Here is a 14,973-nt window from a genome sequence, read left to right on the forward strand (position 1 = left end):
TTTCTCTTGAGGCCCATACGAGCACGGGGTCATAGGGGGGTCAATACTTCGCGCATAGGATCGAGATGGAAACCGACACCGCACGGCATGAGAGGGCGGGGTCCAAGCGCTTGGACAGAGCCGCCCGGCAGCTTCCAGCTCGGTGAAAGTGCTTGTCGCCGCGCGCAGTTGAGCAGCATCGTCAGGGGCCCCCGCCCTCAGGAGCGCGTCAGCCTCCTTCTGCGCCTCTACTGCCGTCTGATAGGGCGGCCGATCTCCTCCCATGCGGCTGTGCAGGTCCGAGCTGCGGTGCGGCACGGATCGGCTCGCACTGGAGGCACAGTGCCCCGGGGTTGGTGCAGTTCGGCGCGGGGGCGGGCGTCCTGCGGCTCGCTGTGGCCTCTCCGCACCGGACAGGTCGGCCTTGGCCCCGTCGGTCCTGTCGGTGAACAGTGCTGCCTGGACGGCGACGGGGACGAGGCCAGGGGCCTGGCAACACTTGCGGCATGGGCCGGCAGCCGCCCGGGTAGCAGTGGCGCCGAGGCGGAGCCGCGAAGCTACCCGTCCACAGGCCGTCCGGCACGGGATCGAGCGCCTGTGGAGTTCTGCCGCCCGGGTGCCTTAACTGTCCAGCCCTCGAGTCGAACTCATCCTGAATGATCAGCCAAGGGGGCCTTGTCCCGAGCTCCATTCCTCGTCCCGGGAGGGGCCGGCAAAGTGACAGGCTGCAGCGTGGTCGTGTGCGTAGTCCCGCAGATGCGGGTCTTGCTGCTCGCATCGCAGCCGCTCGCCGGGCTGGAGAGTCGCATACCGGGGGCATCGAGGGCGGAAGCGGCAGCCGGTCGGGATGTTCGCAGCATCGAAGGTGGCGTTGGCCAGTTGGATCCGTGGGCGTCTGCGCTCCGTGGCGGGGTCGGGCACTGGCGCTGCCGACCAAAGGGCGTGGGTGTAGGGGTGGGCTGGCGTGGAGAAGACGGACTGGACCTTGCCGATTTCTACGATGCGCCCCAGGTACATGATCGCTACTCGGTCCGCGACGTAGCGGGCAACTGCGAGGTCGTGTGCCACGAAGAGATAGCTCAGTGATAGGCCCTGCCTGAGTGTGCCTAGCAGGTTCAGCATGGATGCCTGGACGGAGACGTCCAAGGCGGAAACCGGTTCGTCCAGCAGGAGGAGCCGCGGGGATGGGGCCAGGGCCCGGCCGATGTTCACTCGCTGGCGCTGGCCGCCTGAGAGTTCCGAGGGAAACCGGCTCGCGTGCTCGGCATCAAGGCCCACGAGATCAAGCAGCTCTTCGACCCGTTCACTGATGCGCTGCGGCCTCCAGGCCTGGGCGCGCAGTGGTTCTGCGAGGAGGTCCACGACCGGCATGCGGGGATCCAGTGCGGCGCTGGGGTCCTGGAAGACGATCTGCACGTCTCGTCGCAGTTGTGCGCGCTCGTTCCGGTTCAGATTCGCTGTCTTGTGTCCGAACAGTGTGACTGTGCCCTGCTCGTCTTCGTGGGTTCGTCTGCCGGCGTCCGTGGTGAGGGAGTCGGCGATGGTACGGAGCATCGTTGACTTGCCGCATCCGGATTCCCCGATCAGGGCGAGGGCTTCCGCCGCTCTGATGTCGAGGTCAACGCCGTCGACCGCACGGACGGTGCCGACCCTCTTCCTGAGCAGGGCGCCTCTCAAGACGGGAAAGTGTCGCACTAGGCCGTCGAGTTGGAGTGCGACGGGGCGTTGCTGGCGAGGCGATGGTGGGGGGGTTCCGGGGATCTGCACGTGGGGTGTGGGGTAGATGCGGCTTCTGTCGAGCAGTCCGAGGTGGAGTTCCGGGGCGCGGTGGCAGGCGGCTGCGTGGGGTGCCGTCTCGGTGCTGGTTGTCAGGGGGGGATCTTGCTGGCGGCAGACGGGGAGAACGATGGGGCACCGGTCGGCGAAAGGGCATCCGGCTGAGGTGCTGCCACGTGGCGGTGCGCTGCCGTCGATGGGTTGGAGGGGTCGGTCTGCGGCCAGCTCCGGTCGGGGTACCGCTCCCAGGAGGCCGATGGTGTAGGGCATGAGGGGACGGTGGTACACAGCTTCGGCGGGGCCGCGTTCCACTGCCTTTCCGGCGTACATGACCTGAATGTGGTCGGCGATCCCGGCCAGTGTGCCGAGGTCGTGGGTGATGAGGACGAGTGCGGCGCCGGTCGTCAGTGCGGCTTTCTTCAGCACGTCGAGGATCTGGGCCTGCGCGATGGTGTCCAGGGAGCTCGTGGGTTCGTCGGCGATGAGCACCTTGGGGTTGTTGGCGATGGCCATGGCGATGACGGCGCGCTGGCAGATCCCGCCGGAGCACTCGTGCGGGAAGGCGTCCGCTCTTCGGTTTGGTTCTGGCACACCCACAAGGTCGAGCAGCTCGATCGCTCGGGCTCGGGCGGCTTTTTTGTCCAGCGTTTGATGTGTCCGTAGTGCTTCGGAGATCTGCTCGCCGAGGGTGTACACGGGGGTGAGGGCTGCCCGCGGGTCTTGCGGGATGAGGGCGATCTCTTTGCCCCGGATGGCGCTGAGGTCCCGGTCCGGCAGGTCGTGGATTTCGCGGCCTAGCAGCTTTACGGAACCGTGGGTGGTGGCGGTGTCGGGCAGCAGGCCCATGAGGGCGGCCGCCACAGTGCTCTTGCCTGACCCGGACTCGCCGATGATCCCGAGGTTCTCTCCCTCCGCGACGACGAAGGACAGTGCTTTGACTGCTTGCACCGGTTGGCCCTCGCTGGGAAACGAGACGTGCAGGTCGGTGACTTCAAGGGCGGGAGCGGTGCCGGGCGGTGTGATGTCCGGCCCTGGGTGTGGGGTGTTCGGCCGCTTTTGCGGCCTGGGCCTGGGAGGGATCCGCTTGTTGCGGTGCCTGGTGTTGGGGGACGTGAGCCGTTTTTTGGCGGCGGGTGCGCCGGGGTCTAGTGCATCGCGCAGCCCGTCACCGATCAGGAAGACCGAGAGGCATACGAGGAAGAGGAGAGCGGCTGGGAAGTAGAACAGCCAGGGGAAGGAAACTGCTGCGGGTGTGCCGGCGGCGATCACCCCTCCGAGTGAGACGTCGGGGGGCTGTACGCCGAACCCGAAGTACGACAGGCCTGCCTCTCCGATGACAGCTGCGCCTACTTGGAGGGTGGCGTCGATGATGAGGAGCGAGGCGATAGCGGGAAGCATGTGTCGGGTGAGAATGGAGTGTGCAGGGACTCCCGCGTACTCGGCTGCCTGTACGTATCCCGCGCTTCTCAGTGTATGGATCATGTCGCGCACCACGCGTCCGGTGAGCATCCAGCTGAAGCCTGCCAGCAGCAGGACGAAGAGCATCCAGCTTCGGCCGCCGATGCGGCCGGCCACGACGGCGACGATGAGGAAGCTCGGGAGGACCAGCATCATGCTGACGAGCCCCATGAGAACGCGGTCGGTGCCCCTGCCGAAGTAGCCGGCGCAGCCGCCGACGAGTGTTGCGAGCGCGGTGGCGATCGCCCCGGTCAGCAGGCCGACGGTCAGGGAGCGCTGCATTCCGCGCATCGTGGCGGCGTAGACGTCGGCGCCCGCGGAGTCGGTGCCGAACCAGTGTCGGGAGCTGGGTGGTTGCTGGAATGCGGTGTAGTCCAGTTCGGTGTGGTTCCAGGGGTACAAGAGCGGAGTGAGGTAGGCGAGGGCGAAGAGCAGGGCGAGCAGTACGAGTCCTGTCGCCGCGCCGCGGTTTCGTTTGAAGCGGGTCCAGATGAGCCGTCTGCGACCACTGGGGGTTCTGTGCGGGTCGGTTTCCGCAGTGGGCCGGTTCGCCGGTCCGGGGAGTCCTGTGGTCATGGCGGGTCCTGGAGGGCGGGTGTCTGGGCAGATCGGGATGGTGTGGTCATCGCACTGCGATCCGTGGGTCCAGGGCGACGTGGGCTACTTCGCACAGCAGGGAGGAGATCAGTACCAGCGCGGCGGTGAAGAGGCCGATGCTCGCCACGGCGTTGACGTCGTTCGTCGTGATGGCGTCGATGAGCCAGTCCCCCATGCCCCGCCAGCCGAATGCCTTCTCGATGAATGCCGCGCCGGTGAAGAGGAGCACCGTGTTGTAGACGAACAGCGGGATGAGTGGGAGCAGGGCCATGCGCAGGCCGTGTTTCAGGAGAGCTGTGCGTCGCGGAAGGCCTTTGGCGCGCGCTGTTCGCAGGTAGTCGCTTCCGAGTACGTCGAGCATGGTGCTGCGCTGGTAGCGGCTGAAGAGTGCTGTTTGGAACGCGATGAGGACGAGACTGGGCAGGATGAGGTGCTGGGCGCGGCTGACGAATCGTTCGAGCGTTCCGCGGGCTTCGGGTGAGTACTCTCCGGTGTACTCGATCAGGGTGGTCCCCAGGAGGCTGTTGAGGTCCCTGGCCCAGAGTTGGGCGGTCGTGGCGAGGACGAAGACGGGGGTGGCCAGGATGGCGAAGGACGCGGCCGCTGTCATTCGGTCGACGAGGCGATGTTGTCTGACGGCGCTCCAGGTGCCGACAAGTACCCCGCAGGCGGTTCCGAGGAGCGTGGCGATCAGGAGGAGTCGGGTGCTGACTGCGACGCGTCTGGCGAACTCGGTGTTGACTTGTCCTCCCGTCACGGTGCGGCCCAGGTTGCCGTGTGCCACGTCGCCGGCCCAGTGCAGGAATCGCTGCACGACGGGGACTTCGGGATTCAGGTTGTACGCGTCGAGGGTGGCCGAGATCACGGCGTCAGAGGGCCGCGGGTTGCGCTGGAGGTAGTTGGAGCGGGGGTCGAGGCTCAACGCCGCGAGGAGGTACGTCACGGTGACGGCGGCCAGGACGAGGATCGTGTACATGGCCGCAGTACGCAGAATGTATCGGGTCAATTGGTGCAGCTCTGGTTGATCTGGACGCCGTGGTGTGGGTGGATCGTATGCCAGGTCGGGTGTTGCGGTGGCGTCGGACGCGCCGCCGGGGTCAGGTGCGGCAACGTCCTTCCTGCCGTCCCCATGGGGTGGTCGTGTCGACGATCACCGGGGCGTTGCCAGAGCGCAGTTGACCTCATGGCGGTGGGACAGCTCGAGCTTGCGCAGGATCTTCGTGACGTGATGCTCCACTGTGCGCAGCGACAGGAAGAGCTTGCCGGCGATCTCTCGGTTGGTGGCGCCGTCGGCGACCAAGCGGGCGACTTCCAGTTCCCGCGGGGAGAGGTCTTGGCCGTAACTGCGTCGGCCTCTCGGCTTCGGCTTGGCTTCCTGGGCTGTACGCAGTGAGTCCTGGCAGCGCTTTTCGTCGTAGGAGGCGCCGAGTGCGCTGTAGGCGGCCGTCGCCGCCCGCAGGACGATGACCGCGGTGTCTGGCCGGCCTGCTCGGAGCAGAGCGGCTGCCTGCTGCTCCGAAGCCTGGGCGCCCTGGTAGGGGCGGCCGATGTCGTGCCACAGCGCTCTGGCGCGCGCGTAGTGGGCTACGGCCCGCGCGGGATCGTTCGTCAGGATCAGGTGTCCCCGAGCCTGGTGGATCTCGGCTTTGAGTGCGGGTGCGCACCTGGCATGGGTGGAGCGCTCCGCGCTCGTCACGATCGCCTGGGCCTCTCCGGTTCTGCTGGTGGCCAGTGCGGCTTGCACGGCCAGGGGGACGAGGCCGGATGCCTGGTGCCGCTGGAGTGCGGGTTTGCGGTACTTCAGGCACTGAGCGGCCTGCCTCCATGCCTCCTCTGGTTCGCCGCGGTCCAGGTGCAGGCGGGTGAGGGATGCGCGTACTCCTGCGGAGACGTAGTGGCCACCTGTGGCTGTGGCATGGTGGAGGTGCTTGACGGCGGGGTCGTGGTCGCCCGCTGCCAGGCAGAGGTTGGCCAGGATGAGGGAGCGGGTTCCCTCTGCCATGGCCATCTCCGGATAGTTCTCGTGCAGCGCCTGCAGCTGGTGCGGGAGTCCGTGCCATGCGCCGGCCCACCAGTCCAGGAGGGTCAGGGCGGTTGTGCTCTGGCATTGCAGGAGGTCGCTGCCGAGCACGCTTGCCATGGTCTGGCCGTCGGTGAGCAGTCGGCGGGCTGTGCTGTCGAGTCCGATACCCAGGGCCAGGGAGCCCAGTGCGCACAGGACTCGGTTCGTCTCCAGAGCGTTGCTCGGGTCGGGTGTACGGCGGGGGGTGTTCTCCATGGCTTTCCAGAGTTCTTCGTCGCCTTGTGCCGCTTCCAGGACGGAGGTGGCGGTGCGCACGACGGCGGCTGTTCGTGTGTCTCCGCTTGTCGTGGCGGCGTGCTGGGCGGTTTCGAGCCAGGTTTGGGCGTCTTGTTCGTCGCTTTCGATCATGGCGAGCGTGCTGGCTGCCTCGGCGGCCATTGCAGGGTCTGCGTGCAGTTCGGCTGCCGCGACACGCAGATCGGATATGCGGGTGCTGTCGCCGGCGTGCACGATGGCGAGGCGTTCGGTGTGGAGGGTCAGTTCCGCCCGGATGCGGGCGGGCAGGTCTGGCCGTGCCAGGGTGCGGCGCAGGGTGTGGAGCGTCTGCTTGTGCTGTGCGAGGTGGTAGGAGTTCCTGGCCAGCATGAGTGCGGCGTGGGAGAGGCTGTCGGTGTCCATCGTCGGTGTTTGGAGGACTTCGAGCAGAAGGCGGGTCGCGCCGGCCCGGTCTCCCCCTGCGGCGGCCTGGCTGGCGGCTGCGTTCGCCTGCTGGATCCACAGGGCGGTGTCTCCCAGTTGCCGCGCTTGCCAGGCGATGTGGGCAAGGGGTGGGCTGGGGTGGGTCCACATGGTGCTGATGGCATGGCGGTGCATGCGTCTTCTGTCCGGTCCGGGGATGTCCTGGTACACCGCGATGCGGGCTGCAGAACGGCGGAATGCGTAGGAGATGGGTCCTGTCTCGCGCAGGAGGCCACAGGCCAGGGCGGCTGTGATGCCTGTGGAGGCTTCCTCCGTGCTGAGGCCTGATACTTCGGCTGCCAGCGGGAGGCTGAAGGTGCCGCCCAGGACGGCTGCGGCGCGTACGACGGTGATGCCTTCGGGTGGCAGCCTGTGGAAGGTGGCGGCCATTGCCTCCCGGACGGCACGGGGGGCGCCGAGGGCCTCGAGAATCGGCGTGAGGTCTTCTTGGGGATGCGGCGGTCGCCCAAGGTGTCGTTGCAGTGCGGCGAGGTCCTCGATGAGCGTTCTGGGCACGCCGTCACTGCGGGTGTGGAGTGTCGCGGCGGATTCTGGTGATATCTGACTGCCCAGGGTGCGGGCGGCGAGGTCACGGACGTCCGCCGGTGACAGGGGGGCGAGCTGCAGCTCCATGGTGTGCACGGGCGGTTGCGGATGGTAGGCGGCGCCTAGGAGCGGTTCGTGAGGGAGATCGCCATGGCGGTGGCTGAGGACCAGGCCGACCCCGTCGGGCATGGTCGCCGTCAGGAGAAGCAGGAGTTCACGGCTGGATTCGTCACTCCACTGAATGTCCTCGATCATCAGAACTACTGGCGCCGCGCGGCGCAGCAGGTCTTTCAGGTCGTCGACGAGGTCGTAGGCGGCGGGAGCGGTCGGTGACGCGTGCCGGGCCGGCGGTGTGGCCATGAGTGTGGCCATCGCAGGGCTCATGGAGCCTGGGGTCGAGGTGCCGGGCAGGGTCCGGTGCAGGCTGCGCAATGCCTCGAGGACGGGCTGGAACGGATACGGTCGGCGAAGGGGGTAGCAGTTCGCCAGGATGACGTGCGTGCCTGCGGCTCTCAGCGCCTCGGCGGCTTCGAGCAGAAGCCGCGACTTGCCGATTCCTGCTTCTCCCTCGATGACTGTCACGGCTGGGAGTGTTTTCAGAGCGGCCAGCAGATCGGCCAGGTCGGTTTGTCGGCCGACGAGTGCAGTGTGGTCGCGGCGGGTGGCGTCCGCAGCCAACATTGGGTCCTCCGTGTTGTACGTTTCTTCGCCCCTCGAAAGGTTTCCTGGCCTGCCTTGCCGGCCGCGAGCCGGAAGGCTCACGGGAGGCGGCGGCGTGGTCGTGACCAGGGCTTTCGGTCATGCTGGGGGTGTGCATCCGCCGGTTTGGCGTTGGTCCCCTACTGGCAGTGGCGGTCGATGGTGAACCAGATGACCGTTCCATCGGCGTGGGTACGGCTGCCCCAGTCGGCGGCGAGGGCCTCGACCAGGAAGAGCCCTCTGCCGTTCTCGGCGTCAGCAGTGGGGGGCTGGGCAGGTGCCGCGATCGGTTCGGCCGCCGGGCCGGCGTTGTGAACCTCGACGGTGATCGAGCGGTGGTCGAACCGCACGGTGACGATGACCGGCGCGGGAGTCTCGCCACCAGCAGAGGTGCTGTGCTGGATCGCGTTGGCGGCCAGTTCCGTGAAAAGCAGGGCGACGGGCTCCATGAGCTCATCCCAGCCTCGCCTGGTTACTGCATGCTGGACGAGATGGCGGGCTTGCGGGACGGCCTGCGGGAGAGGGGCGAACTGCAGTCGCATGCCGTCCTCGTCTTCGGCGCTTCGGACATCACCGGCTTCTGACCACTCGCATCGGCCGGGCGCAGGGCGGCTGAGGTCAGCCGAAGCGCCGGGCATCGGCGTGGTGCGCTGCTGCAGTGCCGCTCCGGTCGCGAACGAAACAGGGGGCACCAGGCTGGCATCGTCAAGGCTGAAAGACATAATGGCCTCCTCGCATCAGCCGGCTGCCTCGAGCGGTCAACCGCTTCTGCCCCTCACGTAACCGCGTAGAAGAGTGCGGGTTGAATGGGTACTCACTACCTATTCGCGAGGCTCCCGGCGTCAGCAGCTGACACTGCCCGTCTGCGTTCACGGATCGTGCGCAATCCGCGCCCTGTCGCCTCATGCCCCCACCCCGAGATGAATCGATTCAATACCTGGATGCCGTGAAGCTACGCCCAGGCCCGCCGTTGGTCAATGCAAGGAGGCAAGGCGCCCGATAGATCTTCGCCGGGCCTCGGATCCCACAGGGCGCCCGCCGCGCCGCGGCGACTCGAACCTTCGAGCCCCGGCGGCGCACATGAGCCCGGACGGGGTGGCGCCCCGCCGCGGCCACGAGCAGGGCCCTCCTGGTGCCGAACGTCCGCCTTCCTCGCGGCGGGCGACCCCGGGGCTTCTCTGGACGGAACAAGCCCCGAGGGCCGCCTGTATGCCCTACTGGAGGGGCTGGAACCCCTGACAGACGGGGCTTTTGCACCGGCGCCTCGACCCCTTGCCGTTGAGGCTGATCGCAGGGCGCCGGCGCCCTGCGATCAGCACATCACCCCGGAGGTCGCGTACGGGGGCAGCCGACCGCTCGCTGCAGGTCACGCGGCCGGCTCGCCGGCCCAGCGCAGTCGGCATCGGTTCCACTCCGATACACACGCTCACCGACAGTTCGATCCCCCCTGGCTGGCTCCTCTTCGGGCCCGACGCCATCAGCCTGGGCCCTCCCGGTGCACGCCACCGGCGACCCTCCTGATCGGGCCGACAACCCGGACGGGAGACGGGATCCGCTCCGGCGAGCACGGCGCGAGCCGCCCAGTCGGGGCCGAGTCGCGCACCACCGCCATGCAAAGAGATGAGATCTCGAATTTTACTGCGGGGCATGACGGCTTCACGCGGGGTTAACACGCCCCTTACAGTTCCGGTCACTCGTCACCGACGCAGGCCCCCTCGGCCTGCGCGACGCCGGTGGCGAGACCTCATGTAAGGGCGGAAACGCAATGATGCGGACCCATGGACTGAATCGTTACACTGCGGTAGCGGCTCTCGTGATAGCCAGCCTCACGGGCTACGGCCTCAACGCGCCGATCGTGGCTGCAGCCGATACTGCCGAGACTTTGACCCTGTCGGCGCTCACCACCAACGGCCTGTTGAACCCTCCTGGCATCGACACTGCGAAGCCGAGGCTGTCGTGGAACGTCGCCTCCCCCAGCCGAGGCGCGTCGGTCAGCGCAGCTCAGGTGCGCGTGTGGAAGGACACGCCTTCGAACGTCGTGTGGGACAGCGGGAAGATCACGGCTGCCGGCATCGACTCCGTGGTCTACGACGGCGAGGCCCTCGAGGCGCGCAGTCTCTACGGCTGGCAGGTGCGTGTCTTCGACGAGAACAGCGCAGTCACCGGATGGAGCCCGGCCGCCACCTTCGGAACGGCCATGATGTCGCCGGCCGACTGGGGTGACGCAAAGTGGATCACCCATCCCAGCTGGAAGACCCCTGGCGGGCCGGGGAACGACCCCGGCCTGCAGCCTGTGACGATTCCCCTCACCGGCGGCCCTGCGACCACCCGCTACCTGACACTCGAGGTCAACGGTCTCGGCGCCCCCATTGCCGGGGAGTCGGGCCGCTATCTGCAGCTGGCCGAACTCGAGGCCCGCAACGGTGCCGGCGGCGCCAACGTGGCCAGGGGTGCTGCGGTGACCTCCTCCGAGTCGATCGACAACTGGGGCTGGTCCAAGTCCTTCCTCACGGACGGCGTCCGTGACAGCGCGACCGCGACCGCGCGGGGGTACTCCTCTCAGCTGCACACCGACGCCTCCCCCGGCCAGCCGATCACCCTGACCGTCGACCTCGGCACCGTGAAGAAGATCGACCGCCTCGTCCTCTACCCCCGTAGCGACGCGAAGACCGCCGACGGCAGGAGCCCCAACTTCCCCACAGCCCTCACCGTGCGGGCCGCCGACTCCGCAGCGGGATGGTCAGGCATCGCGAGCAACGACAACGTGCCCAACCCTGCCTACTCGACTCAGGGAAACCCCTACACCATCGACCTGGCCCGACCCACCAAGACCAGCAAGCTGACCCTCACGGTTCCCGAGGTCAGCGACGTCTATGCGGACACGCCGAACGGCTTCCTGCTGCAACTCGCGGAGGTCGAGCTCCTGGACCAGGCGGGCAACAACATCGCGCGTGGCCTCCCCGTCACGACGAGCCCGGGTCTTGAGGACTGGGGCTGGGGCCGCACCCTGCTGACCGACGGCATCACCAACACCAACAACAGCCAGGCCCGCGGATTCACCACCTGGCCACCTTCGCCGAATCCGGTACTCACCGCCAACGGCGACGCCAGGCCCGGCACCATCACCATCGACCTCGGCGCAGAGAAGACCGTGAACAAGGTCAAGGTCTACCCGCGCACCGACAAGTCTCAGACCGTGGGGGGATCACCGGCCACCGTCTCCTTCATGAAGCGCTTCGATCTGACAGCCTTCAAGCCCGTACTGGCGTCCTACACCAACACCACACCGCCTCCGGCCCCGCAGCCCCGCCCCATCTCCCTGCCACTGCTGCGCACCGGCTTCACGGCAGACAAGGCCGTCAAGAGTGCACGGCTGTTCGTCGCGGGCCTGGGCGCCTATGTCGCCTACGTCAACGACGAGCGGGCCGGCGACACCCAGCTCGGCTCCCCGTGGTCGAGGTACGACAAGCGGGTCCACTACGACACGATCGATGTGACCAGTGCCGTCAAGCAGGGGGCCAACGCGATCGGCATCGCGCTCGGACAGGGCTACTTCGAGGGTGTGCATGACTGGGTGCCCGCTGACCGGCGCGGTGCCTGGGACGGCGTCCTCCGCGCACGCGCGGTGATGGAGATCGCCTTCACCGACGGGACGCGCAAGGTCGTGACGACCGGTCCGCAGTGGACCACGGACCTGGGACCCACGCTGCCTTTCACCTCCAGCCTCCCGGACAGCGAGGGCTACGACGCCAGGCTGGAACAGGACGGATGGAGCACCGCAGGCTTTGACGCAGGGGGCTGGAAGCCCGCTGCGACGATCGACCACCCCGAGGCCGTGCAGTTGCAGGCATCACCGGTGCCCCCCACTCGCGTGAGCGGCACCCTCAACCCGGTGTCGGTGGCCAGCCCGGCAGCAGGTGTGCGCGTCTACAACTTCGGACAGAACATCGCCGGCAACACCAAGGTCACCTTCGACCTGCCCGCAGGCACCAAGGTCAACCTCCGGTACGGGGAAAGGCTGGACAACGGCCGGGTCCTCGTGGTCCACGGACGCTACCAGGACGACACGTTCACCGCCGACGGCAAGGGCCCGCACACGTGGACGCCCGCCTTCACCTACAGGGGCTTCCAGTACCTCGAGATCAGCGGACTGCCCGCCGGCGCGCCGCAGCCGCAGGTTCAGGCTCTGCGCATGCACAACGACTTGACGAGCATCGGCACCTTCAGCTCCGGCAACGACACTCTCAACTGGATCCACCAGGCCACCCGGGACACCCTGCTGAACAACGCCGTGCAGGGAGTCCCCACGGACGGGTCCTACGTGGAGAAGCTGCCGTGGCTGGCGGACGGCGCGCTCATGGAAGATGCGATGCTGCGCAACTTCGACACCACCGCCTTCTACGCCAAGTGGTTCAACGACATCGTCGACAGCCAGGTGAGCAACGGCGACATGCCGATGTTCGCCCCTATCCACGGAGACACGGCTCGCAGCAGCGCGTGGGCCAATGCCGGCACGGAGACCGCCGTGCTGCTGCTTCAGCACGGACAGCGCGACGTCGTGGCCGCCCGCTACGACGAACTGAAGAAGTACGCCGAGTTCGAATGGAGCCAGCGGACCTCGACGCAGGAGATGTGGGGAGACTGGGTCTGCCCCGACACCAACTGCAACAACGACGACAACAAGACGTTCGTCGGCAAGGCGTACCGATACCGCAGCGTCGACCAGTTCGCCGACATCGCCCAGCAGCTGGGCAAGACAAGCGACGCCACGCTCTTCGCCGACCGTGCCGAGCAGATGAAGAGCACGTTCAACAGCGACTTCTACGACGCAGCCAACCGTGTCTACCGGGCGAAGGCGGGCGGGCCTTTCTGGCAGACCAACAATCTGCTTCCGCTGGTCTTCGGTCTCGCGCCGGAAGCAGACACCAGCGCGATCGCCCAGAAGATCAAGGCCGACGTCGAGTCGCGAGGCAACCACCTGGGCACGGGTGTTCTCGGAACGAAGTACCTGCTGCGCGTGCTGACCCAGTTCGGCCATGTCGACACCGCGTACGCCGTGGCCTCCTCGACGACGTACCCCAGCTGGGGCTACTGGAAGTCGCTGGGCGCCACCTCCCTGTGGGAGGAATGGGGCGCGTGGTCGAGGTCGCAGGGGCATCCGTTCCTCGGCACGGCAGAGGACTGGATGCTCATGGACCTCGCCGGCCTCCAGCGCAGTGAGGGCGAGGCGGTCATCAAGCCTCACGTCCCGTCCGGACTGGACCGGGCCTCCTCTTCCCTGGCGACGTCGGGCGGCAGCCTCTCATCGAGCTGGAAGGTATCCGGCTCCGCTCTGACTCTGGATGTCTCCGTCCCGGTCAGCCGGACGGCACTCGTCCACGTGCCCGTCAAGGCTGGGCAGAGTGTGACTGCGCCGGCAGGAGCTCAGTACGTCTCCGACCAGCAGGGATTCAAGGTCTACCGCGTCGCGAGCGGCTCCTACCAGTTCACAGCTCAGTAGAGCCAGCACGAAGCGGCCTGCTCCTGCTCTCTGCGGCCCCGGTTACCAGGAATCTGGTAACCGGGGCCGTCCGCTGGGTGCGGAGCTAGCGAGCTCGTGCACCGGTAGGAGGTGCGATGTCGAGCCCGGATGGCCGATCACGGTCGGCGGTGGCCGCGATCTCTCGCAGCGATTGCCAGCATCCGTCGGATCGAAGGCCTGTCTGCCGACGTGACCACGCAACTCGTCATGTAGGACTTGGACCCACGCAGAGATGGCGTCCCGGCCGCGGAAGCGTGCCGCGGGCACCGAAGCACCCACCGGCTGGTGCTTCTCGGCCGCCGCTGCCGAAGCTGCGCCAGTACCGGAGGGCACACGTCGGTCGACCGGAAGCGCTGCGCGGGGAACTGGACGGAAGTACGCGAGGTTCTCAGCAGCGCCCGACCCATGCCTGATGGTCGGGCGCGACGTATCGTCTTTCGCGTACGCGGCCGCGCAGGACGCCGACGCGGTTTCGGCCCTCCACGGCCTGCAGCTTGCCGCCGCTCGACGGTCCAGGAAGCAACGGTCGATCAGAAGCGGCCGCAGCCACGTCCCGTGCCCTCCCAGTGCAGGCCGACCTCTGGCGCGCGTCTCCCGACCCGGTAGCCCAGGTTCTCGGCGAACTCCCCGATGCAGCCGGCGTCGGAGGCTCCCGTCGGCTCTACGACCTCGGCGACGAAGACCACTTCGTGACCGACTACGGCTGCATCGACCTGCGCGAGATCACCTGGCAGCTCGAGACGGCCCCGGCCGCGGACTTCCACGGGATGGAACTGCTCCAGGAACTCGTCCGGCCCCTGAAGCGGGGCCACGGCCGGGTCGATGCGGAAGCGGTCGTAGCCGTAGCTGAGACCGCCGGCCCGGCGGCGCTTCATCAGGGGGCTGAGGTCTTTCAGCTTCATGCCGTCAGGTGTGCTCCCTTGCCCGGGCCGGGACAGGTCCGGTGCCGTGCACCGCGCACCCGGGAGATCCGGTCTCGCCTGGATGCGCGGTGGCTTCAGCGGGCCATGGCGGCCTGGGGCGCGACGGCCACGAGGCGATCCAGGCGCTCGTACAGGGCGCGGACGAGCCGGGCGCGGTCCTGGGCGCAGCGCTTGGTGCCATCGGCCGGGCTGGACAGGCGCCGGTCGGTTTCCTTGAGGACGACGTCGGACAGGGCGCGGGCGGCGTGCTCTTCGGGCAGCAGGTCGGCGGCGCGGCGGACGTCGGCGGCGACGGTGCGGGCGGTGCCGGTGAGCAGGAGGGCGATCTGCTGGAGGTCCGCAGGTGGCAGGGCGGGGTCGCCGGTCCAGCCGAGCACGGCCTTCACCAGCGCCTTGTGGAGCTCCCGGTCGAGGGGGAGCTCGGTGCCGAGGCGTCCGTCGGGGTCGTGGAGAACCAGGTGGGTGTTGCTCATCGGGCTCCAGCGGCGTCCTGGTCGTGGTCTCTGGTGTCAGCGGGTGGGGCTTGGGCGGCGAGGAAGCGGGCGTAGCCGCGGTCGGCGCGGGCCAGGAGCGCCGGGGAGGGTCGGCCGAAGGCGGGCGGCTCGGGGCTGCGGTATTCCGGCTGGGGGTCGGCGGGTGTGGGTGCGCTCATGGGCACCGCCTCCGTGTGGTGGGTGTGTCGTCGTTCGACGCTACGGAGGCCGCCGCGTGGT

At 67.9% G+C, this 14,973-nt stretch carries 7 protein-coding genes and 1 pseudogene; 1 reads left to right on the forward strand and 7 read right to left on the reverse strand.

Going from position 1 to position 14,973, the window contains the following annotated elements; genetic code table 11:
- Positions 1-639 precede the first annotated feature (639 nt).
- The 4 genes and pseudogenes from ACFYT9_RS26870 to ACFYT9_RS26885 form a co-directional block, all read right to left on the reverse strand.
- Positions 640-3,789 carry a dipeptide ABC transporter ATP-binding protein gene (locus ACFYT9_RS26870; protein ID WP_389168096.1) on the reverse strand — a complete coding sequence of 1,050 codons (3,150 nt, stop codon included), beginning with the start codon at positions 3,787-3,789 and terminating at the stop codon, positions 640-642.
- Between the two features lie 46 nt (positions 3,790-3,835).
- Positions 3,836-4,786: an ABC transporter permease gene (locus ACFYT9_RS26875; RefSeq protein WP_389168098.1), complete on the reverse strand. Its 951-nt coding sequence runs from the start codon at positions 4,784-4,786 to the stop codon at positions 3,836-3,838.
- A 174-nt stretch (positions 4,787-4,960) separates the two neighbouring features.
- Positions 4,961-7,798, reverse strand: a complete 2,838-nt coding sequence (locus tag ACFYT9_RS26880) for an AAA family ATPase (protein WP_389168101.1) — start codon at positions 7,796-7,798, stop codon at positions 4,961-4,963.
- A gap of 158 nt (positions 7,799-7,956) precedes the next feature.
- Positions 7,957-8,286: pseudogene (locus ACFYT9_RS26885) on the reverse strand (ATP-binding protein); the annotation flags it as partial.
- A 1,343-nt stretch (positions 8,287-9,629) separates the two neighbouring features.
- Between ACFYT9_RS26885 and ACFYT9_RS26890 the strand changes: the two are divergent.
- Positions 9,630-13,316, forward strand: a complete 3,687-nt coding sequence (locus ACFYT9_RS26890) for a family 78 glycoside hydrolase catalytic domain (protein WP_389168104.1) — start codon at positions 9,630-9,632, stop codon at positions 13,314-13,316.
- 551 nt (positions 13,317-13,867) lie between these two features.
- Here ACFYT9_RS26890 and ACFYT9_RS26895 read toward each other — a convergent pair.
- The 3 genes from ACFYT9_RS26895 to ACFYT9_RS26905 all read right to left on the reverse strand — a co-directional run bounded on the left by ACFYT9_RS26895 (position 13,868) and on the right by ACFYT9_RS26905 (position 14,912).
- Positions 13,868-14,239, reverse strand: a complete 372-nt coding sequence (locus tag ACFYT9_RS26895) for a hypothetical protein (protein ID WP_389168107.1) — start codon at positions 14,237-14,239, stop codon at positions 13,868-13,870.
- Between the two features lie 95 nt (positions 14,240-14,334).
- On the reverse strand, positions 14,335-14,733 hold the full coding sequence (locus ACFYT9_RS26900) for a restriction endonuclease (RefSeq protein ID WP_389168109.1): 399 nt from the start codon (positions 14,731-14,733) through the stop codon (positions 14,335-14,337).
- Complete coding sequence (locus ACFYT9_RS26905; protein ID WP_389168112.1) at positions 14,730-14,912, reverse strand: hypothetical protein; 183 nt, start codon at positions 14,910-14,912, stop codon at positions 14,730-14,732. The genes ACFYT9_RS26900 and ACFYT9_RS26905 overlap by 4 nt, the downstream gene beginning before the upstream one ends.
- Positions 14,913-14,973 lie beyond the last annotated feature (61 nt).

Origin of the sequence: Streptomyces sp. NPDC004435 (genome assembly GCF_042873895.1) — a bacterium.
Taxonomy (GTDB): Bacteria; Actinomycetota; Actinomycetes; order Streptomycetales; family Streptomycetaceae; genus Streptomyces.

Bases quoted from the DNA above. Each gene is read 5' to 3' on its own strand.
- ACFYT9_RS26870 (WP_389168096.1), bottom strand. From the start codon at position 3,789: ATGACCACAGGACTCCCCGGACCGGCGAACCGGCCCACTGCGGAAACC.
- ACFYT9_RS26875 (WP_389168098.1), bottom strand. From the start codon at position 4,786: ATGTACACGATCCTCGTCCTGGCCGCCGTCACCGTGACGTACCTCCTC.
- ACFYT9_RS26880 (WP_389168101.1), bottom strand. From the start codon at position 7,798: ATGTTGGCTGCGGACGCCACCCGCCGCGACCACACTGCACTCGTCGGC.
- ACFYT9_RS26895 (WP_389168107.1), bottom strand. From the start codon at position 14,239: ATGAAGCTGAAAGACCTCAGCCCCCTGATGAAGCGCCGCCGGGCCGGC.
- ACFYT9_RS26900 (WP_389168109.1), bottom strand. From the start codon at position 14,733: ATGAGCAACACCCACCTGGTTCTCCACGACCCCGACGGACGCCTCGGC.
- ACFYT9_RS26905 (WP_389168112.1), bottom strand. From the start codon at position 14,912: ATGAGCGCACCCACACCCGCCGACCCCCAGCCGGAATACCGCAGCCCC.